General features: G+C 61.4%; 20 protein-coding genes and 3 tRNA genes. 11 read left to right on the top strand and 12 right to left on the bottom strand.

The annotated features are described in order from the left end of the window. Position 1: 1 nt before the first annotated feature. A tRNA-His gene (locus KR100_RS10770) sits at positions 2-74 on the bottom strand. A 42-nt stretch (positions 75-116) separates the two neighbouring features. Between KR100_RS10770 and KR100_RS10765 the strand changes: the two genes are divergently transcribed. Genes KR100_RS10765 through KR100_RS10755 form a run of 3 tightly spaced genes read left to right on the top strand, consistent with a single transcriptional unit; the run spans position 117 to position 3,174 of the window. Next, entirely contained in the window at positions 117-548 is a 432-nt protein-coding gene (locus KR100_RS10765; RefSeq protein ID WP_239420320.1) for a DUF4359 domain-containing protein, read from the top strand. Then, a complete protein-coding gene (locus tag KR100_RS10760; protein WP_038545765.1) occupies positions 545-1,792 on the top strand; it encodes an amidohydrolase family protein in 1,248 nt (415 codons plus the stop codon). Before KR100_RS10765 ends, KR100_RS10760 begins: the two co-directional genes overlap by 4 nt. A 29-nt stretch (positions 1,793-1,821) precedes the next feature. Next, positions 1,822-3,174 (top strand): FAD-binding oxidoreductase, encoded by a 1,353-nt coding sequence (locus tag KR100_RS10755; protein ID WP_038545761.1) that lies wholly within the window; start codon positions 1,822-1,824, stop codon positions 3,172-3,174. Positions 3,175-3,176: 2 nt separating this feature from the next. Here the strand turns inward: KR100_RS10755 and KR100_RS10750 are convergent, their stop codons facing one another. The 5 genes from KR100_RS10750 to murA form a co-directional block, all read right to left on the bottom strand. Beyond that, on the bottom strand, positions 3,177-3,695 hold the full coding sequence (locus KR100_RS10750) for a pentapeptide repeat-containing protein (RefSeq protein ID WP_038545758.1): 519 nt from the start codon (positions 3,693-3,695) through the stop codon (positions 3,177-3,179). A 20-nt stretch (positions 3,696-3,715) separates the two neighbouring features. Then, positions 3,716-4,936: a folylpolyglutamate synthase/dihydrofolate synthase family protein gene (locus KR100_RS10745; protein ID WP_038545755.1), complete on the bottom strand. Its 1,221-nt coding sequence runs from the start codon at positions 4,934-4,936 to the stop codon at positions 3,716-3,718. Then, positions 4,912-6,099 carry an aspartate aminotransferase family protein gene (locus KR100_RS10740; RefSeq protein ID WP_038545752.1) on the bottom strand — a complete coding sequence of 396 codons (1,188 nt, stop codon included), beginning with the start codon at positions 6,097-6,099 and terminating at the stop codon, positions 4,912-4,914. Before KR100_RS10740 ends, KR100_RS10745 begins: the two co-directional genes overlap by 25 nt. Before the next feature lie 8 nt (positions 6,100-6,107). Then, positions 6,108-6,189 (bottom strand) — tRNA-Leu (locus tag KR100_RS10735). Between the two features lie 44 nt (positions 6,190-6,233). Next, the gene (gene murA / locus KR100_RS10730) at positions 6,234-7,535 is read right to left on the bottom strand and encodes a UDP-N-acetylglucosamine 1-carboxyvinyltransferase (protein WP_038545750.1); all 1,302 of its coding nucleotides are present in this window, start codon (positions 7,533-7,535) and stop codon (positions 6,234-6,236) included. A 156-nt stretch (positions 7,536-7,691) separates the two neighbouring features. On the opposite strand from murA, the gene KR100_RS10725 reads away from it, so the two are divergent. From KR100_RS10725 to KR100_RS10700, 6 genes are all read left to right on the top strand, one after another. After that, positions 7,692-7,775, top strand: a tRNA-Leu gene (locus tag KR100_RS10725). Positions 7,776-7,808: 33 nt separating this feature from the next. Continuing rightward, positions 7,809-8,057, top strand: a complete 249-nt coding sequence (locus KR100_RS10720) for a hypothetical protein (protein WP_038545747.1) — start codon at positions 7,809-7,811, stop codon at positions 8,055-8,057. A gap of 20 nt (positions 8,058-8,077) precedes the next feature. Continuing rightward, positions 8,078-8,926 carry an RNA methyltransferase gene (locus tag KR100_RS10715; protein ID WP_038545744.1) on the top strand — a complete coding sequence of 283 codons (849 nt, stop codon included), beginning with the start codon at positions 8,078-8,080 and terminating at the stop codon, positions 8,924-8,926. Next, positions 8,923-10,365 carry a dihydrolipoyl dehydrogenase gene (gene lpdA, locus KR100_RS10710; protein WP_038545741.1) on the top strand — a complete coding sequence of 481 codons (1,443 nt, stop codon included), beginning with the start codon at positions 8,923-8,925 and terminating at the stop codon, positions 10,363-10,365. The genes KR100_RS10715 and lpdA overlap by 4 nt, the downstream gene beginning before the upstream one ends. A 34-nt stretch (positions 10,366-10,399) precedes the next feature. Next, positions 10,400-11,284, top strand: a complete 885-nt coding sequence (gene trpC, locus KR100_RS10705) for an indole-3-glycerol phosphate synthase TrpC (RefSeq protein ID WP_038545738.1) — start codon at positions 10,400-10,402, stop codon at positions 11,282-11,284. Between the two features lie 43 nt (positions 11,285-11,327). Further along, on the top strand, positions 11,328-11,996 hold the full coding sequence (locus KR100_RS10700; protein WP_038545735.1) for a hydantoin utilization protein A: 669 nt from the start codon (positions 11,328-11,330) through the stop codon (positions 11,994-11,996). A 30-nt stretch (positions 11,997-12,026) separates the two neighbouring features. On the opposite strand, the gene sodX is transcribed toward KR100_RS10700, so the two are convergent. From sodX to KR100_RS10680, 4 genes are read right to left on the bottom strand one after another with little or no spacing between them, the layout of a single operon-like run. Next, positions 12,027-12,374 carry a nickel-type superoxide dismutase maturation protease gene (gene sodX, locus KR100_RS10695; RefSeq protein ID WP_239420319.1) on the bottom strand — a complete coding sequence of 116 codons (348 nt, stop codon included), beginning with the start codon at positions 12,372-12,374 and terminating at the stop codon, positions 12,027-12,029. A gap of 8 nt (positions 12,375-12,382) precedes the next feature. Beyond that, positions 12,383-12,856 (bottom strand): superoxide dismutase, Ni, encoded by a 474-nt coding sequence (sodN, locus tag KR100_RS10690; RefSeq protein WP_038545732.1) that lies wholly within the window; start codon positions 12,854-12,856, stop codon positions 12,383-12,385. 42 nt (positions 12,857-12,898) lie between these two features. After that, positions 12,899-13,501 (bottom strand): FKBP-type peptidyl-prolyl cis-trans isomerase, encoded by a 603-nt coding sequence (locus tag KR100_RS10685; protein ID WP_038545729.1) that lies wholly within the window; start codon positions 13,499-13,501, stop codon positions 12,899-12,901. Between the two features lie 7 nt (positions 13,502-13,508). Continuing rightward, positions 13,509-13,841, bottom strand: coding sequence for a phasin family protein (locus KR100_RS10680; protein WP_038545726.1), 333 nt, complete (start codon positions 13,839-13,841; stop codon positions 13,509-13,511). A 50-nt stretch (positions 13,842-13,891) separates the two neighbouring features. Between KR100_RS10680 and KR100_RS10675 the strand changes: the two genes are divergently transcribed. After that, positions 13,892-15,358 carry an apolipoprotein N-acyltransferase gene (locus KR100_RS10675; RefSeq protein ID WP_038548650.1) on the top strand — a complete coding sequence of 489 codons (1,467 nt, stop codon included), beginning with the start codon at positions 13,892-13,894 and terminating at the stop codon, positions 15,356-15,358. Positions 15,359-15,393: 35 nt separating this feature from the next. Here the strand turns inward: KR100_RS10675 and mnmA are convergent, their stop codons facing one another. Beyond that, on the bottom strand, positions 15,394-16,545 hold the full coding sequence (mnmA, locus tag KR100_RS10670; protein WP_038545723.1) for a tRNA 2-thiouridine(34) synthase MnmA: 1,152 nt from the start codon (positions 16,543-16,545) through the stop codon (positions 15,394-15,396). A gap of 342 nt (positions 16,546-16,887) precedes the next feature. Here mnmA and KR100_RS10665 point away from each other — a divergent pair, with 342 nt between their 5' ends. Then, complete coding sequence (locus tag KR100_RS10665) at positions 16,888-17,829, top strand: RpoD/SigA family RNA polymerase sigma factor (protein WP_038545720.1); 942 nt, start codon at positions 16,888-16,890, stop codon at positions 17,827-17,829. A gap of 58 nt (positions 17,830-17,887) precedes the next feature. Here KR100_RS10665 and pdhA read toward each other — a convergent pair whose 3' ends face one another. Further along, the gene (pdhA, locus tag KR100_RS10660) at positions 17,888-18,976 is read right to left on the bottom strand and encodes a pyruvate dehydrogenase (acetyl-transferring) E1 component subunit alpha (RefSeq protein ID WP_038545717.1); all 1,089 of its coding nucleotides are present in this window, start codon (positions 18,974-18,976) and stop codon (positions 17,888-17,890) included. Positions 18,977-19,010 lie beyond the last annotated feature (34 nt).

The following is a 19,010-nucleotide window of genomic DNA, read 5'->3' as shown; positions in this document are numbered from 1 at the left end:
GGGCGAGCGAGGGGATTCGAACCCCCGAATAGCGGCGCCACAAGCCGCTGCCTTAACCACTTGGCGACGCCCGCCGCGTCGGTGAGAATCTACCAATTCGTGCTGCAGTCAACCCGGTGCCGCCTTCTGTTCATCAACGGCGGATCCCGTTTGCAGCACTGTCAGCCCTCGGTGTCGGTGCCGCCTGCGCTGCCGCTCTGGCCTGGACCAATCCCTCCAGCGAGGACTACCAGGACCATGCGAGCGAGCAGTTGGTGGAGTTCGCCACCCGCGAGCTCTGCGGCGAGAACGGACTTCCGATGCTTCTGAAGTTGTGGATCCGCAACTGTCCTGATCTCATCGCCTCCCAGAAACAGCTCCTGGCGGATCTGTCCGGGCGTTTCACCACCCGCTGGAACTTCGCCATCGGCAGTGTGTACATCACCAAAATCGGCGGGCAGGAAGTGTTGCCTGGCCTTCGCCTTCCCAAAGCTGAAGTGATCACCCTCGCAGTCGCCGGTCGATTTCTACCGTTGCGAACCGAGACCTTTACCGGTGGAAGCGAGTGAGTGCTGCTGAAGGCATCCTTGAAGCCTGGATGCCGCGGAGTCTGCTCGAGCCGCAATCGGGTCACATGATTCCCGTGGCCGGATCCGATGGGCTGAGTGCGGTCCGACTGCAGTGGAGCGATGGCCGCCTGAGAGCGCCTGCCCCCTTGCCTCATCCCCCGGCCGGTTTGCCTCTTGTTCTGCCCAGGCTGGCGGATCCCCATGTCCATCTTGATAAGGCTTTCACCTGGGCGGAGCACCCCAATCCGGCCGGCACCTACGGCGGAGCGATGGCCGCCAATCTCGTGGAGCACATCTCGCGGACCCGGGAGCTTGTTCTGAAGCGAGGCGAGCGGGCCCTGCAGCTGGCCTGCGGCCATGGACTGCGCGCCCTGCGAAGCCATATCGACAGCCTCGGGCCTGGAGCGGAGGGGAGCTGGCAGGCCTTGCTCGAGTTGCGTGCCCGTTGGCGCGACAGGATCGAGCTGCAGCTCGTTGCCCTCGTTCCGATCGAGCACTGGTCGACGTCAGCGGGACAGACCCTGGCCCGGGAGGTCGCCGCGGCGAGTGGTCAGCTCGGCGGTGTTGTCGTGCCGCCCTTCGATGGATTTCGCGTCAGGGAGGCCCTGAGAGCCCAGATTCGCCTGGCTCAGGAGCTTGGCTGTGGGATCGACCTTCACATCGATGAGAGCGATGCCCATCCGGCCGCGGGCCTGAAGCAACTGCTGGCCGTGGTGGAGCAGGAGGGAGCGTCGGTCCCGATCACCTGCAGCCATCTCAGCAGTCTTGGGCTGGCCCCCCGCCGCGTCCGCCAACGCCTCTGTGAACGGATGGCTCGGCAGCACATCAAGGCGGTTGCCCTGCCCCTGACCAACGCCTGGCTACTTGGCCGTCAGCCGGGCGACACACCGGTCACCCGGCCGCTCGCTCCGATCCGGCGCCTGCAGCGTGCCGGCGTCTGCGTGGCTGTGGGAGCCGACAACGTTGCTGATCCCTGGTTTCCAGCGGGCAGCTTTGATCCACTTGCCTTGATGGCGAGCAGTTTGACCCTGGCGCAGCTGGCTCCCTGGCAACGGCTTGGTCTGATGCCGTTCACCACGGCCGCTGCAGCGCTGATGGATCTCGACTGGGACGGGGTGGTCGCTGAAGGCGCTCCAGCCGATCTGATCGTGCTGGACGTCAGCAGCTGGTCGGAGGCGTTGATGCGTCCTCCAGAGCGCCGCATCCTGATCGGCGGGCGCTGGTGGTCGTCGACAACCCGTTAGACCTGCCAGGCAACCCAAGCGGTTCAGCCATGAGCCTCGTGTCCGACACGATCAAGTCCCTGAGGAGAACCCTGCTCGTTGATGAGGGACTTGAGTTCCTGGAGGACCCCTCCGACCTCAGGCGTCTGTCACGCGACTGCTTTGATTACTCACCGGTGCTGCAGGATCAGCTCGCTGGCTGTTGTGCCGACCTTGTGGTCCGGCCCCGTGATGTTGCCGCCGTGGAGCGGCTGGCTGCCGCTTGCTCAAGGCATCAGGTGCCTCTGACTGTGCGCGGCGCGGGGACAGGCAATTACGGCCAGTGCGTTCCCCTCGAGGGGGGCGTGGTGATGCTGACGGCAGAGCTGCAGACGATTCGAAACCTCGATCCGATCAGTGGGGTCGTGACGGTGGAACCCGGATGTGCAATGCGGGATCTCGACCAGTGGTTACGGCGTCATGGACGCCAGCTTCGCTTGCTGCCCAGCACCTGGCGCAGCGCCAGCATCGGCGGTTTTGTGTCCGGTGGCTCAGGCGGCATCGGCTCGATCCGCTGGGGATTCCTGCGCGACCCAGGGCATTTGCTCGGTCTTGAGGTGGTGACGATGGAGAACCGGCCCCAGCGCCTGACGCTGCCGGCCCATCAGGCGGAGGCCCTGAATCATGCCTACGGCACCAACGGCATCATCACGGCTCTGCAGCTCGCAACGGCTCCCGCCGTGGACTGGCACCAACTGGCGATCGATTGCAAAACCTGGGACGACGCCGTCGCCTTGATGCTGGCCTGCGGACGATCCGCCATCTCTCTCCATCTCGTCACCCTGCTGGAGCAGCCGCTTTTGCAGCATTTGCCGAAATGGAGCGGTCCGGCCGGAGCAGGGCACCGGTTGCTCCTGCTGGTGTCTCCGGATGGTGTGAGCAGCGTGCAGCGTCTCGCTGATGCCCATGCCGCTGAGCTTCGGGATCTTGGCCCCGAAGATCTCAATGGCGGCAATGGATTGCGGGAGTTGACCTGGAATCACACCACCCTGCATCTGCGCTCCGCTGACCCCAGCTGGACGTATCTGCAGATGCTGTTGCCCCAGCCGGAGTTGGTCGCCATGGCCAGGTTGCGGCAGCGCTGGGGCGACGCGTTGCTGTGGCACCTCGAAGCGGTGCGGCAACAGGGCAGTGTGCGCCTTGCGGCCTTGCCTCTCGTGCGCTGGTCAGATCCCCAGCGCCTTGAGCAACTGATGAACGACTGCCGTGATGCCGGTGCCGTTCTGTTCAATCCCCATGTGCTGACCGTTGAAGACGGTGGTTTGGGGGTGGTCGACGCCGATCAGGTGGCTGCCAAGCAACGGTTTGACCCTGCTGGTCTGCTCAACCCTGGAAAGCTTCGCGGCTGGGCGGAGCGCTCCTGATCTCAGCAGCCCAGGCTGTCTCGCGTGGAGACACCGGTGGACGGGTTGATGCCTTCTGCGTCACGGCAGAGACGTCGTTGGTCGTCCCGATCCAGGAGAGCATCACTGAAATCCGCACCATCAATGCGGGCATCGGTGAAACTGCTGCCCGAGGCGATGATTCCGGTGAGAACGGCATCGCGTAGATCGGTGCCGACGAAATCGGCGCGATCCATCAGGGCATCGGAGAGATCAGCACCACGGAAATCCGCCTCTGCGAAGGCACCCTGCGTGAGGATCGCACCGTGCAGATTGGCGCCGCGGAAGTCGGCGTTGCGTCCAACAGCCCCGGCGAAGGAGGTGTTGGCCAGGTTTTGATTGTGGAAGTCCCCACCGCTCTGGTTGGTGAGCGTGTAATCGACGGTTTCCTGAAACAGGGCGCGATCCTGCAGACCAACACCGGCGGAGGTGTCGAGAGCCTGGACCGGGCTGATCACGATCAGGACAGCTCCGATCAGAAGGGAAACGATCTGGGGTCCCATGGGCCTCGCACAACGTGATGTCACTCTGCCGTCACCAGGTTCCGGCGAAACAGATCTCCCAGCAGATAGAGCGAGCCGGCCACCACCGGTATCGGATCGCTCCAGCCCCCCTGAGCTTCGATCTGCATCAGTGCCGAGTCAGCGTCCTCTCCCTGATGAAGCTGACTGTGCCAGTCGGGATTGATCTGCAGCAGAGCGTTCACGTCCCAGCTGCGATGTCCTGGCACAGGAATGATCCAGGCCTGGTCAAGCGGCTGCAGTAAGGCCTTCAGCATCGCCTCGGCCTGTTTGTGAGCCTGAATGGCCAGCAGCCAGGTCACCCCGAGCTCCTGCGCAGGCCAATCCAATCGCTCTCGGGCGAGTTGTTCTGCCGCCGCCGGATTGTGAGCTCCATCGAGCCGCAGCGCCAGGCCTCGCCATCGGACCGTTTGCAGGCGGCCGCTCCAGCTGGTTTCAGCAAACCCCGAGCGAATGGCTGTGTCCGCTATGGCCCAGCCACGGGCGTTCAGTGCCTGGAGGGCTCCGAGGGCCACAGCGGCATTGCTGCGCTGGATCGTGCCAGCCAGACCCAGCTGCCACGTCTGCGGCAGTGGATCCACCCAATGCAGTTGTGCTGATCGCTCCCTGCAGAGGCGTTCGAGAACATCCCTGACCTCCGGATGCTGTGGAGCGCTGATCACCGTTGCGTTCGGGCTGATCACTGCCCCTTTCTCGTGGCTGATCTCCGTCAGGGTGTCTCCAAGGTGTTCGCAGTGGTCCAGGCCGATCGCCGCCATCGCGATCACAGGCCGATCGGGATGGGCAGTGGTGGCATCGAGGCGTCCCCCTAGCCCCACTTCCAGCACCAGCAAGTCCACTGCATTGGCTTGAAAGTGAACGAATGCCACGGCCAGGAGTTGTTCAAACGGAGTCAGCTGGTGCTCCTTGCTGATCGATTGCAGCTCGATCAGCCGCTTGCGAAGGGTGAGCTCGGAAATCTGTTCGCCGTCGATGCTGATGCGTTCACACCAGCTCACCAGATGGGGGGAGGTGGTCAGGCCTGTTGTGATCCCAGCCCGCTTCAGAGCAGCCGCCAGAAAGGCGGCGATGGACCCCTTCCCGTTTGTACCCGCCACCTGGATAGCTGGAACCGAGGCGCAGGGACCACCCAGTGCGTTCAGGGCAGCCTGCATGCGATCCAGTTGAAGATCCATGCCCCGCGTGTCGAAGCGCGGGATCAGGTCGGCGAAGTCGTCCTGCATGTGGCGTCCAGCCGTTGCAGCAGCAAGCGGACTTCGCGGGCGCTGATGATCAGTGGAGGCACCATGCGCAACACGTCGGGCCCTGCTGCCACCAGGAGAAGCTGATGCTCAAGGGCCGTTGCAGCGAGGTCGGCAGCGGTGACCCCGCACTCGGGACGGAGAACCAGGCCCTTCAACAGTCCCCAGCCTCGGACGGCGAGAAACAGATGCGGGTAGCGCCTGACCAGGACCTCCAATCCCTCCTGCAGCTGTGTCCCCCTGTCCTGGACATTGCGCAGCAGATTGCGCCGCTCGATCTCTCGAGCCACCGTCAGCCCGGCCCTGCAGGCGAATGGGTTGCCTCCGAACGTGCTGGCGTGATCACCGGGTTCAAAGACGTCGGCATCTCCGCGAACAACCAGTGCCCCAACGGCGTGACCGCCCCCGAGGCCCTTGGCCAGGGAAAAAGCATCCGGTTCGATCCCCAGCTGCTCATAGCCCCACCAAGATCCGGTTCTTCCCATCCCGACCTGGACTTCATCAAGGATCAACAGGATCCCGTTGGCGTCGCAGAGGCGACGCAGCTTTTTGAAAAAACTCCTGTCGCCTGGATTCACACCACCTTCGCCTTGAAGCGGTTCGATCAGCACGGCGGCAACCGCTGGGCCGTTGGATTCGTGCTCGTTCAGCAGGGACTGGAAGGCAGCGAGGTCGTTGTAAGGGAAATAGTCGAACCCATCGACAACGGGCTCGAAACCGCGGTGGTATTTCGGTTGCCCTGTTGCCGTGACGGCCGCCAGGGTGCGCCCATGAAAGCTGGCTGCAGCCGTGAGGATGACGGGGCGCTCAATGCCACGTCTGAGATGGCCGTGTTTGCGCGCCAGCTTGATGGCGGCTTCATTGGCCTCAGCCCCTGAGTTGCAGAAGAAGACACTGTCGCCGCAGCTGTGCTGCACGATCCAGTTCGCGAGCTCCTCCTGCTCAGGAATGTTGTAGAGGTTGGAAACATGTTGCAGACGTCCGAGCTGCCGACTGAGGGCACGGCGCATGGCACGGTCGCTGTGACCCAGGCAGCAGGTTGCGATGCCTGCGACCGCATCAAGAAAGCGACGACCGTTCTGATCCCAAACCCAGCAACCTGAACCGCGTTCCAGCCTCAGCGGGAATCGGTTGTAGGTGTTCATGACGGCAGTGGGAGCGGTGGGACTTGAACCCACATGCCCGAAGGCGCTCGATTTTGAGTCGAGTCCGTCTACCAATTCCGGCACGCTCCCGTCTATGGATTGTAAGTAGCCGTCGGAAATCGGGTCAGTGGATGTCAGCCGTTCTGACGCTCGATCCTGGCTCCGACGCCGAGCAGTTTGGCTTCGATGTTGTCGTAACCGCGATCGAGGTGCTTGAGGCCACAAACCTTGGTGTTGCCCTGGGCCCCGAGGCCGGCCAGAACCATGGCGGCTGAGGCTCTGAGATCGCTTCCAGTGACCGGCGCACCACAAAGTGAGGGAACCCCTTCGACGATGGCGGTGCTGCCTTCCAGGCGGATCGACGCTCCCATCCGTTGCAGCTCTGCCACGTGCTGCATGCGGTTCTCGTAGATCTTCTCGCTGATCACGCTGGTTCCCTTGGCTGTGGCCATCAGAGCCATGAAGGGAGCCTGGAGATCGGTCGGGAATCCAGGAAAGGGTTGGGTTGTCACATCGACGGCTCGCAGGTCTCCAGGAGTGATGGTGATGCCGCCACTGTCGATGTTGAGATCGCAGCCGCAATCGCGCAGTTTCTGCAAAACGGAGCTGAGATGCTCCGGAACGACAGGTTCAACTCTCAAGGTTGACCCGGTGATTGCAGCTGCCATCAGAAAGGTTCCGGCCTCAATCCGATCAGGGATCACGGAATAGTCCTGGCAGCCGTGAAGACGTTCAACACCCTCAATCTTGATGGTGGAGTTGCCGGCACCGGAGATTTTTGCTCCCATCCGGTTGAGCAGGTTGGCGAGGTCCTGAACCTCCGGCTCCTTGGCGGCGTTTTCAATGATGCTGGTTCCTTCGGCCAGAACGGTCGCCATCAGAATCGTTTCGGTGGCACCCACGCTCGGGCAATCCAGCACGATTTCAGCGCCCTGGAGTCGACGCAGTCCACCGGGGAGGGATGCTGTGACGAGGCCCTGATCCACATTCACGACTGCTCCGAGCGACTTGAGGCCACGGATGTGTTCAACGACTGGTCGGGCACCGATCCGGCAGCCACCGGGCAGCGGAACGCGGGCATGGCCGAGACGGCCGAGCAGGGGGCCGATGCTGAAAAAACTGGCCCGCAGGCTGTTGACGAGTTCGTAAGGGGGTTGTGACGACGACAGGTTTGCGGCGGTGAGGCTGATGCGGTCGCCTCGCCGTGTCACGGACACCCCCAGGGATTCCAGGATGGCCTGCATTCCGATGATGTCCGTGAGGTTGGGGATATTGCTGATCTCCACGGTCTCCTCGGTCAGGAGGCTCGCCGTCATCAGGACAAGGGCGGAATTCTTGGCTCCGCTGACTTTGAGAACACCGTTCAGGCCAGAGTCTCCGTCAATTGAAAGATGCGGCTTGAGAATCCCTTGAGACGAAGCGGCCGCAACCGTCATTTCTGCAATCTCGCTTTTCTCACAGCATCTTGACAAGGCTGAATGAGACCGTCTAGACGGCCGGCGTTCAAACTGGATCAGACCGCACCGGTTGTCAGACGGGAATTCATAAAGCGATGCCGTATGTTCATCGGTGTCGCAATGCGACAGACGCCAGCGGATGTGGCGGAATTGGTAGACGCGCTAGTTTCAGGTACTAGTGGCAGCAATGCTGTGGGAGTTCAAGTCTCCCCATCCGCATTAGTTTGACGGTTGTGTGTCGACAACGTCTCCATGATCGTCCTCAAGATCTCGAACGCTTCCGAAGTTGTTGCATCAAAAGTCGGGCGTTTTTTAGAGCTCCTGACACCTGATTCCGTCGATCACGCTGCTGTCGAAGATCAGGTGATTAAAAAGCTGGTGGAAAATCTCGCGGCTGAAGGTCTCAAGGGAGAGATCGCCTCGATCAACGGGCTCGACATCAACGGTGATGAGCTTCTGATTGCCGAAGGTCTCAAGGTGCGTCGTCACTCCAGCTTCTGACCCTCGCAGGACTCGACGCCTTGGTTTCACCCGTCATCACGAGTCGGAGGAATCCTCTGGTCAGACGACTGCGGGCTCTCACCCGACGTGAGGGTCGTGATCTGGAGCAGATTCTGCTGCTCGAGGGAACCCATCTGCTTGAGGAGGCACTGCAGACAGAACCGCCAAAGCTTTCGCTGATTGCGACCGAACCGTGGATTGAACGGCATCCTGCCCTGTTGTCCAGGTTGCCGAACGGAACAAGCATTCAACCGGTCTCTCAGGAGGTGCTCAGCGCGGCGCTCAGCACAGTCAGCCCTGATGGCGTGGCGAGCCTTTTGCCGCTGTCCCAGTTGCCTGCTGCCCCCTCTGAACCTAACTTTCTTCTTGTCCTGGATCGGCTGCAGGATCCTGGAAACCTCGGAACGCTGTTGCGCACGGCCCTCGCCGCTGAGGTTGAGACGGTCTGGCTCGGATCGGGCGCTGATCCGCTCAGCCCGAAGGCGTTGCGTTCCTCGGCGGGGGCCCTGTTGCACCTGCCCCACACGCGGCTCGGTCCAGATGAAGACAGAGCACTGAATCAGCTTGAAGCCAACCTCCAACAGCTGCGGGAACGCGGTCTTCAGGTGGTCGCAACGCTCGTTCCGGAGGCCGGCGACGCCCAGCGGGCCATTCCCTACTGGGAGCTGGACTGGGAACGTCCGACAGCGCTTGTTCTCGGGAATGAGGGACAAGGGCTGCACCAGCGGTTGCGGGCCTGCTGCACCCATTCCGTGACCCTCCCTCACAGCGAACGGGTGGAGTCATTGAATGTTGCCGCCGCCGCCGTTCCACTCCTGCTGGAGCGACGAAGGGCGAGAATGACTGTCTCAACGCAGCAGTCGGTGTGAGCGACGCCAGTTTCGATTTCGACGTCATCATCATTGGTGCCGGTTATGGCGGTTTTGACGCAGCGAAACACGCAGCCGAGCACGGTTTGAAGACGGCGATCATCGAATCGCGCGACATGGGCGGAACCTGTGTGAACCGGGGCTGCGTCCCCTCCAAGGCACTGCTGGCAGCCAGCGGCAAGGTTCGTGAACTGGCCGACGACAAGCATCTCGCCAGTTTTGGCATTCATGCCGCGCCGGTGCGCTTCGAACGGCAGAAAATCGCTGACCATGCCAACCAGCTCGTGCAGGCGATTCGAACGAATCTCACGAAGACCCTCGAACGGTCCGGTGTCACGATCCTGCGTGGCCTCGGTCGCCTGGAGGGCGAGCAAAAGGTGGGCCTGCGCGAGCCCAACGGTGTGGACCGGGTGCTGACTGCGAAGGATGTGATTCTCGCCACAGGGTCCGACCCTTTCGTCCCTCCCGGCATCGAGACGGATGGCCGCACGGTGTTCACCAGTGATGAAGCCATCAATCTGGAGTGGCTACCTCGCTGGATCGCGATCGTCGGCAGTGGCTACATCGGCCTGGAGTTCGCCGACGTCTACACAGCGCTCGGCTGCGAAGTGACGATGATCGAAGCCCTGGATCGGGTGATGCCGACCTTCGACCCTGACATCGCCAAGATTGCCGGGAGAAACCTGATTGACAGTCGCGACATCGATGCCAGATCCGGTGTGCTGGCCCGCAAGGTCACCCCAGGTTGTCCGGTTCAGATCGAGCTGGCCGATTTCAACTCGCGTGAGTTGGTGGAGACCCTGGAGGTGGATGCCGTTCTTGTTGCCACGGGTCGCGTTCCGAGCAGCAGGGGTCTGAACCTGGAATCGCTTCAAGTCGAGACCAACCGTGGATTCATCCCGATCGACGACGCAATGCGTGTCCTGGTGAACGGTCAGCCTGTGCCCCATCTCTGGGCCGTTGGCGACGTGACCGGAAAACTGATGCTGGCCCACACCGCGGCGGCTCAGGGCACCGTGGCGATTGACAACATTCTTGGACTCGACCGGCAGATTGATTACCGCAGCATTCCCGCCGCAACCTTCACCCATCCAGAGATCAGCTCGGTGGGGCTCACGGAAGTTGATGCCAAGCAGATGGCCGAACAGGAGGGTTTTCAGCTGGGTGCTGTCCGCAGCTATTTCAAGGCCAATTCCAAAGCACTTGCCGAACTCGAAAGCGATGGTCTGATGAAACTTCTGTTCAACAAATCGTCGGGTGAAGTGCTTGGAGCCCACATCTATGGCCTGCATGCCGCCGATTTGATCCAGGAGGTGGCCAATGCCGTGGCACGTCGCCAGAGCGTGCGCCAGTTATCCACGGAAGTGCACACCCACCCCACCCTCAGTGAAGTCGTTGAGGTTGCTTACAAGCAGGCCGCTGGCCAGCTCGTCGGCTGAGTCGTTTTTCAGAAATCTGAGCAGGAACCAGAGCATGGAGATCCGTCGCCGCCCCCCCAACCCCAAGGTGCGTGTTGCACACCTGGAGTACGCCGTCCCCCATGACGACGAGAAGCCACGGCACATCCTGGAGGAAATCATTTGGGAGAAGGATCGTGAAATCGATGTGGCGCGTCAGAAGGTACCTCTTGAGACGCTGAGATCACAGATTCAGGATCTGCCTCCAACCCGAGATTTCATTGCAGCACTCCGGTCGGTGACGACCCCACCGGCCGTGATCGCTGAGGTCAAGAAAGCCAGCCCCAGCAAGGGCGTGATCCGAGAGGACTTCGATCCGGTTGCGATTGCACGCGCCTATGCCAGCGGTGGAGCCAGCTGTTTATCGGTGCTGACCGACAGAACCTTTTTCCAGGGAGGTTTCGAGGTTCTGGTGGATGTACGACAGGCCGTCGACATCCCCTTGCTCTGTAAGGAGTTCATCCTCAGTCCTTATCAGCTCTATCAGGCCCGGGCAGCTGGCGCCGACGCCGTTTTGCTGATCGCCGCGATTCTCTCGGACCAGGATCTGGACTACCTGCGGAAAGCAGCGAAAGCACTCACCCTTGATGTGCTGGTGGAGGTGCATGACGAGCAGGAGCTGGAGCGCGTGCTGAACCTGGGTGGATTCCCCCTGATCGGGATCAACAACCGTGATCTCGCCAGCTTTGAGACCGACCTCGCCACCACGGAACGGTTGATGCAGCGTTTCGGACAGCAGCTCAGGCAGTCCGACTGTCTTCTGGTGAGCGAATCCGGCCTGTTCACGCGCCATGATCTGGATCGTGTTCAGTCGGCAGGAGCCAGCGCGGTGCTTGTGGGAGAAGCGCTGATGCGACAGCCGGATGTTGAGGCGGGGCTGCGATCACTGATCAACGGATGAGCTGCGGCGCTCCTGCAGAATTGATGGCCGGCGAAGAGGCGCAATGCTGATCAGTCTGTTGACGGGGTTCGCCGCCGGAGCGCTGCATGTTGTCGGCGGAGCCGATCATCTGGTGGCCATGGCCCCCTTGTCGCTCAACCGTCCGATGCAGGCCCTGCGATCGGGTTTGGCCTGGGGGGTTGGTCATGCTGCGGGAGTGGTGCTGCTGGCCCTGATGGCTCTGCTGATCAAGGATCTGGCCCATCTGGAGGCCATGTCTGCCTGGGCTGAATGGTTTGTGGGCGTGTCCTTGCTGGTGGTCGGCACCCTGGCCATACGCACAGCCTTCGGACTGGAGTTGCATACCCATGAGCATCGTCATGACGGCGAACGGCAACACCGCCATCTCCACCTGCACGTCCGCGGACAGAGCAATCACCGCCGCCATGCCCACGCCGCTTCTGGCCTGGGACTCCTGCATGGTCTGGCCGGCGCCAGTCATGTTCTGGCTGTGATTCCCGCTTTGGCGCTCCCCCCACTGGGAGCTCTGATCTATCTGCTCGCCTATCTCGGCGGCTCGATCGCAGCCATGCTGCTGGTGGCGACTGCATTGTCACTGTTGACCCTGCGCACCGGTGCCCGTTGTCTCCCGGTTCTGGTGGGCGTCACGGGGGGGCTGTCCATCCTGACGGGGATGATCTGGTTGCAGAAGACCTCAGCGGCAGTGTTCTGAGGGCCTGGCCAGGGCATTGACGCTGGTCGCTCAATCGCGATGAACAACCGATGTGACGACGCCGATCAGATGACGACGTTCCAGCGGACCGAACTGCCGACTGTCGCTGCTTTCTGCAGGATTGTCTCCGTGCAGCAGCAGGCGTCCCTGGCTGAAGCCAGTCAACCGCTTGATCACTCTGGTGCCGGTTCTGTCTGGATGCCAGGCCACCACGATGGAATCAATGATCGGCAAAGGGTCATCGGCCGACGACGGACTGATCAGGACCCGATCGCCGGGGATCAATGTCGGAGCCATTGAAAAGCCGTCGACACGCAGGTGTCGACGGCGACGAACGGCGAGCAGCAGCAGTTCCCTGAGGTTGATGGCAGGGGGCACTGAACGATTCAGGAGGCAGTGACCCAGGCGTCGCTCCGTCCCTTGGATTGCCAGAACATGTTGTGGATCTTCTCCACGGCAGCCATCAGTTCCTCAGCCTTGCCCTGGTCGATATGGACCTTGCAGGCACTGCAGAGCTTGGTGGCTTTCCAGATGGTGTCGTGCAGGTCGGGGAAGGTCGCGAGATGATCGGGCTTGAAATAGTCCGTCCACAGGATCAGAAGTTCCTTCTTCGTTTCCTTGGCCTGATCCTCCTTGATCGCGACGTAACGGGAGAAGGTGTTGTTGTAGGCAGCCATGGCAGCAGCATCGCCATTGGCAGGGGCTTCAAGGAATTTGAGCTTCTTGGTCATCGACAGAACAGCCTCGGCGGCCACACGGGCGGAGGCTGGGTCGTAGACGCCGCATGGTCCGTCGCAATGGGCATGAGCGACGGAGGCGGGGAGGACGCGGACGATGGCGGAAAGGGCCGAGCGCAGCATCGGAACAGAGGTACAGAGGCTGATTGAGAGCCTAACTGTCGATCATTGACGGATGTCGAGAAGTTCCACCTCAAAAATGAGAGTGGCGTTTGGAGGAATCACTCCACCGGCGCCACGGGTGCCGTAGGCCAGGTCGGGAGGGATCACCAGTCGGCGTTTTCCTCCAACCTTCATTCCGGCCACGCCCTCATCCCAGCCTTTGATCACCCGTCCAGCACCCAGCGGGAAGCTGAAGGGCCCGCGGCCGTAGCTGCTGTCGAATTCCTTGCCATTTTCCAGCGTTCCGCGGTAGTTGACCACCACGGTCTGGCCTGGACCAGCAACAGCACCATCACCGAGCTCCAACTCGGTGATGCTGAGCCCACTGGCCGTCAGGGTTGTGTCGGGAGTCTCGAGAGGGCCTCCAAGGGCGGATGCATCAGCGGTTGTGTCGTTGGGAGCCATGGCGAACAGGGTGGGGTTGGGGTCATCGGGATCCAGTTCGATCCGGCCGGCTTGCTGACGAGGCTCCGATTGGACCACGGCTGCCGGAACCGGAGCTGTTGTGGTGGAGGCGATCACGGTGGAAGGCGAGATCAACTGGCTCACCAGCGCCAGCAGCAGGCAGAGAACGCAGACGGTTGAGCTGATCAGGATGTCTCGCACGTTGAACTCAGATCTCCCGTGATTCTGACTTCCTGAGCTGCTGCTCGAGACGATCGATGCGACCACGCAGTTCATCAACCTCTTTCTGACTGGCCACTCCCAGGTCCTGAAGAAAGTGGTCGCGGTTCCGCTCGAGATTCCGCTCCATCTGCTCTTCAAGCTCAGGTGTTTCCCCGCGCAGGGCTTTGAGGACGTCTTCAACCAGGGCCGAGGCCTGATTTGGATCCAGACGGCCGCTGCTGACCCATTGCTGCGAGACACCTCTGAGGCGCTCCGCGACCAGGGTGGTGGTCCCAAGGCCGCGGAGCAGCAGTTGCTGAAGGGGATTGCCGGCGTCCATCGGAAGCAGTTGGCTTGGCTTCAGGATGACCCTGGCCGGGATTGATGACCATGGGCGATCACCGATCTGCCTCGCTCGGCTTGGCCGTCGGAGGTGGAGTGCTGGCAGGACTCTCTCCGGCATGGGCTGGACCGTTGACTCTGATCCCTGCTCTGGCCCTGCTCTGGGGCATTGCCGATCGACCTCGTTATGCAGCGATCTGGGGGCTGCTGGCTGTGCTCCTGAGCCACCGTTGGCTCCTGGCGCTGCACCCTCTCACCTGGATGGGCGTGCCTGCTCTGCTCAGCCTTCCGATCGCAGGGGCGATTTGGCTGGTCTGTGGATTGGCGGCTGCGGTTCTACTGGCCGTCTGGGCAAGCGCCGCTCGCTGGGTTTTGACGTCTCAACCCGGCAGCAGAGAAGAGCTGTCACCGATGTCAGTGCTGATTCTGGCGTTGATCTGGGGACTCATCGAAGTGGGCCTTGCCGGTGGCCCCCTCTTCTGGATCGGGATCAGCGGCAGCATCCTGCCGATTGATCCGGCGTTGGCCGGCCTCAGTTGCTGGGTGGGCGGCAGTGGGTTGGCGGCGCTGCTGCTGATCTCTGGCTGGGGACTGCATCAGTTGGCCCGGCAGCGGTTTGCCCTGCGTCTGGTCCTGATCTGGTTGATGGCGTTGTTCCTCGCCCATCTTCTCGGCGCTGCAGCGCTCTCCCGTCCTCCGGTATCCCAAGGCGAGCTGTCGCTGGCCGGTTGGCAGCCTGTGATTCCAACGAGAGAGAAGTTCAGCACGGCCCAGCAACGTCGCCTGCCAGAGGCCCTGCGGCGGGCTCTCGACACAGCGAGAGCGTTGGATGCGACGGCGTTGGTTGCTCCTGAAGGCACTCTGCCGTCGGGTTGGACTGTTGCTTCCCAGGCGCAGGATGTACCGCTGTTGGCAGGTGGATTCCGTCGCCAGGATGGCCAGCTGCGCAGCAGTCTTCTTCTGGTCGAGCCCGATGACGATCGCCCTGTGCCCCTGCTCGACAAACACAGACTCGTTCCTCTGGGAGAGGCTCTTCCCCCCTTGCCGCCAAGGTTGGCCGGGGGGCTTTCCGCTGTCGGCGGATTGATGCCCGGACAGGCATCACGCCTGCAGACAGGCTTTTCCGTTCCTGCTGCGGTGGCGATCTGCTACGAGATCAGCGATGGCCGATCCCTGGCCAAGGCCGTGGCTGAGGGCGGTCAATGGATGCTGTCCATCGCCAACCTTGATCCGTATCCAGTCCTGCTTCAACGCCAGTTTCTGGCCATGGCACAGCTGAGGGCGATTGAGGTTGGACGGGATCTGTTCAGTGTGGCCAATACTGGCCCAACGGTTGTTGTGCATCCCGATGGCCGCGTTGATCAGCTGTTGCCTTCCGGAGAGGAAGGCGTTGCGGCGGCCGACATCCAAACGCGGCAGGGGCTGACGGGCTACGCCCGCTGGTTGGACCTGCCCATGCAACTGCTGCTTGGCATAAGCCTGTTTCAAGGGGTTCTCAGCCGCCGGTCAGGCTGAGCCCGGACGCGTCGGGGAGGACGGATCCGCGCTGATCAGTCCACGCTGATCAGTCCACCGCCGAGAACGGTTTCACCGTCGTAGAAAACCGCTGCTTGCCCGGGCGTGATCGAGAACTGCTCCTCGGCGAACTCCAGTCGACAACGATGGGGACGTGATCTCTGGCGATCGTTGTCGTTCGGCTCAGCTGGCGTCAGCTGGGCGACGACCGGTGCACTGCGATAGCGAATCTGCACCTCCACGCTGATGGAATCCGATGGTGGTTCGATGGAGATCCAATTCACGGCTCCCACGCTGCAGCAATGGCAGCCAGCCTCGGCCCGCGGGGCGACGACAACCCGATTCATCGCTGCGTCGAGGCGTACAACATGCAAAGGCTCACTCCAGGAGACACCGAGTCCGCGCCGCTGGCCGATGGTGAAGTGTTCAATCCCGTCGTGTTCGCCGAGAACCGTGCCGTCGTTAAGCACGATCTGACCGGTGCGTGGGGGCAGATAAGCATCGAGGAAGGCCCGCATCGATCCGTGGTGATCCGCCAGGCAGAGATCCTGGCTTTCCGGTTTGTCCGCTGTGCGCAGACCATGGCGAGCGGCTTCCCGCCGGGTATCCGGTTTGGTGAGTTCTCCAAGGGGAAACACAACTCTGCTCAGTGCCTCCTGGGATAAGTCGTAAAGGAAATAACTCTGATCTTTCTGGTGATCCAGACCGCGCAGCAGTTGATGACGACCAACGCCGCGGCCGTGGCGGATGCGCGCATAGTGACCGGTGGCGATGCGCGCGATGCCGCGTTCCTGTTCAGCCCATCTGAGCATTGGCCCGAACTTCACCGAACGGTTGCACTGGGAACAGGGCAAGGGGGTGATGCCGTTGCTGTAGCCCTCCACCAGTCGCTGCACGATCTCCTCTTGAAAGGTGTCGCGGGAATCGACGACGTGATGGGGGATGCCCAGCTGATCGCAGATACCGGCAGCATCCACAAGCCCTTCGGCGCAGCAGGCCCCTTTGCCGCTCATCAGCCAGAGCGTCAGCCCTTCCACCTGCCAGCCGCTCTCCACCAGCAGGGCTGCCGTCAGTGAGCTGTCCACGCCGCCGGAGAGGCCGACGGCGACGCGGTGCTCGCCCGGCAACGTCTGGAGACGCTCCAGCGCAGCCCGACCTGCAGGCGTGATGGAGGGGGCGGTGGTCATCTCGGGACCGTTTCAATCTCTCCATCCTGCGATCTCACCTTCCCCGGGCAAATGCAAGACAGTTTTTCAACTGACCAGTGATTTTTAATCTTGCTTCGTCAATTGGCGTTCGGTCGTGAGAAAAAAATGAGTGTCGGGGTTGTGAAATCAACACCAACTTGTGTTGTTGGGTAGCGAAATACTCCAAGGCCAACCCCTTTCAGGCACTTGTGTTCGGATCAGTGATTTGTGAGGAAATCCCGTGAATGTTTCGGTTTGCTCGTTCGAATCTGAAAGGTTGTTGAAATCACTTCGCTTTTCTTTCTGAACGTAAGAAAGTCATCCCACGTATACGGCGTCGACATGGTTTCCACCGCCTCCAAGCCACTGGATACGCAGCGTCGCCGAAGTAGCGACCCCGTGAGTTGGTACCTGGCCACCATCGGGCGGATTCCTCTTCTCACGCCTGCTGAAGAGATCGAGCTGGGCAATCAGGTTCAGACGATGATGCAGCTCACGGAGGATGGCTCCCGTGATTTTGATGAATCCCAGCTGACCACACAGCAGCGCCGTTCAATTCGGATCGGTCGCCGAGCGAAGGAACGGATGATGAAGGCCAATCTTCGCTTGGTTGTGAGTGTGGCGAAGAAGTACCAGGGAAAAGGTCTTGAACTGCTCGATCTGATTCAGGAAGGCTCTCTGGGTCTTGAACGTGCGGTCGAGAAATTTGATCCCACCCGTGGCTACAAGTTCTCGACCTATGCCTTCTGGTGGATCCGCCAGAGCATGACTAGGGCGATCGCCTGTCAATCCAGAACGATTCGCCTGCCCGTTCATCTGAGTGAGCGGCTTACAACGATTCGCAAGGTCAGTCTCGACTTGGCCCACAAACTCGGAGCCATGCCAAGCCGGGTTGAAATCGCCGAAGCGATGGACATCCCCCTCGATGAACTCGATTCTCTGCTGCGGCAGGCGCTCACCACCAGCAGCCTTGATGCTCCCGTCAACGGCGAGGAGGGACGCAGCTTCCTGGGCGACTTGATAGCCGACTCGTCCCTGGAAGAGCCGCTCGACATGGTCGAGCAGCGGATTCATCATGAGCAGTTGGGTCGCTGGTTGAGTCACCTCAGCGAGCAGGAGCAGCATGTTCTGCGGTTGCGTTTTGGGCTTGAGGGCAATGAACGCCACACACTTGCCGAAATCGGCCGGCTGATGGAAGTGTCTCGGGAGCGCGTCCGCCAGGTGGAGCTCAAGGCTCTCCGCAAGCTGCGCAATCTCACAAGGCGTCTGCCTGGAGGCATCTGAATCCCCCGCGACACGATCGAATTGACTTGTTCTGTCTGGGTCAGCCAGCTCGAAACAATCAGTCTTCGGCCCAGATGTAGCTCGTGAGTTCTTCGGCTTCCGGCTCGGGTGCCGCAAGAGCAAATTCAACGCAATCTTCAACCACTTGATCGATCTCCTTCTCGATCGCGCGGAGTTCATCTGCGCTCACCATTCCTGCCGAAACGAGATCGTTCTCGAAGGCCTTCAACGGATCTCTCTGGGCCCAGAACTGTTTTTCCTGCTCGGATCGCAGTTCATCCGGATCCGCCAGCGAGTGGCCCCTGAAGCGATAGGTCAGGCACTCCAGCAATGTTGGACCCTCTCCAGCCCTGGCTCTCTCCAGAGCCCGTTCAGCGGCGGCGCGAACGGCCAGAACGTCCATTCCATCAACTTCTTCCCCCGCCATGCCGAAGCTGGCGGCCTTTCTCCAGATTTCCGGATCACTTGTGGCTCGATCATGCGCCATGCCGATGGCCCACTTGTTGTTTTCCACCACGAAAACGATGGGCAACTTCCAGAGTTGCGCCATGTTCAGGCATTCGAAGAACTGACCGTTGTTGCAGGTGCCGTCTCCGAAAAAGGCTGCTGTCACTGCGTCGCTTGATGAATCCCCCAGGGCATCGCGTTTGTAGCGGCTGGTGAATGCGGACCCGAGTGCCACTGGAATTCCTTCGGCGATGAAGGCGAAACCACCGAGGAGATGGTGCTCCTTCGAGAACAGGTGCATTGAGCCACCCCGGCCCTTGCTGCATCCGGTCGCCTTGCCGAACAGCTCACTCATGACTTCGCGGGCGGGAACGCCGGCGCTCAGGGCATGGACATGGTCTCTGTACGTGCTGCAGAACCAGTCGTGCTGGCGTTTCATCGCACCGATCACCCCGGTGCTGACGGCTTCCTGACCGTTGTAAAGGTGCACGAAGCCAAACATCTTGCCGCGGTAGTACATCTCGGCGCATTTGTCTTCAAAGCGTCGACCGAGGGTCATGTCGCGGTAAAGAGCCAGGCCGGTATCGCGATCCACGGTTGCTCGTTGAGCCGTGATAAGAGACGAGAGCCTTTCGCCATGGGCTCCGCCAGCCGCGGCAGTGCCATGGGGTGCAGTCTCGACAGCTAGGTCCTGGCCCATGACCGATCTTCTGGGAATCCGACTGTAAGGGTCA

Source organism: Synechococcus sp. KORDI-100 (genome assembly GCF_000737535.1).
Lineage (GTDB): Bacteria > Cyanobacteriota > Cyanobacteriia > PCC-6307 > Cyanobiaceae > Parasynechococcus.
Note: the sequence above shows the minus strand (reverse complement) of the source record. Positions and strands in the feature narration are given on the sequence as shown.

Excerpts from the sequence above, each read along its gene's own strand:
- KR100_RS10755 (WP_038545761.1), top strand. The coding sequence starts at position 1,822 with ATGAGCCTCGTGTCCGACACGATCAAGTCCCTGAGGAGAACCCTGCTC.
- KR100_RS10750 (WP_038545758.1), bottom strand. The coding sequence starts at position 3,695 with ATGGGACCCCAGATCGTTTCCCTTCTGATCGGAGCTGTCCTGATCGTG.
- KR100_RS10745 (WP_038545755.1), bottom strand. The coding sequence starts at position 4,936 with ATGCAGGACGACTTCGCCGACCTGATCCCGCGCTTCGACACGCGGGGC.
- KR100_RS10740 (WP_038545752.1), bottom strand. The coding sequence starts at position 6,099 with ATGAACACCTACAACCGATTCCCGCTGAGGCTGGAACGCGGTTCAGGT.
- murA (WP_038545750.1), bottom strand. The coding sequence starts at position 7,535 with ATGACGGTTGCGGCCGCTTCGTCTCAAGGGATTCTCAAGCCGCATCTT.
- KR100_RS10720 (WP_038545747.1), top strand. The coding sequence starts at position 7,809 with ATGATCGTCCTCAAGATCTCGAACGCTTCCGAAGTTGTTGCATCAAAA.
- trpC (WP_038545738.1), top strand. The coding sequence starts at position 10,400 with ATGGAGATCCGTCGCCGCCCCCCCAACCCCAAGGTGCGTGTTGCACAC.
- KR100_RS10700 (WP_038545735.1), top strand. The coding sequence starts at position 11,328 with ATGCTGATCAGTCTGTTGACGGGGTTCGCCGCCGGAGCGCTGCATGTT.
- sodN (WP_038545732.1), bottom strand. The coding sequence starts at position 12,856 with ATGCTGCGCTCGGCCCTTTCCGCCATCGTCCGCGTCCTCCCCGCCTCC.
- KR100_RS10680 (WP_038545726.1), bottom strand. The coding sequence starts at position 13,841 with ATGGACGCCGGCAATCCCCTTCAGCAACTGCTGCTCCGCGGCCTTGGG.
- KR100_RS10675 (WP_038548650.1), top strand. The coding sequence starts at position 13,892 with ATGGGCGATCACCGATCTGCCTCGCTCGGCTTGGCCGTCGGAGGTGGA.
- mnmA (WP_038545723.1), bottom strand. The coding sequence starts at position 16,545 with ATGACCACCGCCCCCTCCATCACGCCTGCAGGTCGGGCTGCGCTGGAG.
- KR100_RS10665 (WP_038545720.1), top strand. The coding sequence starts at position 16,888 with ATGGTTTCCACCGCCTCCAAGCCACTGGATACGCAGCGTCGCCGAAGT.
- pdhA (WP_038545717.1), bottom strand. The coding sequence starts at position 18,976 with ATGGGCCAGGACCTAGCTGTCGAGACTGCACCCCATGGCACTGCCGCG.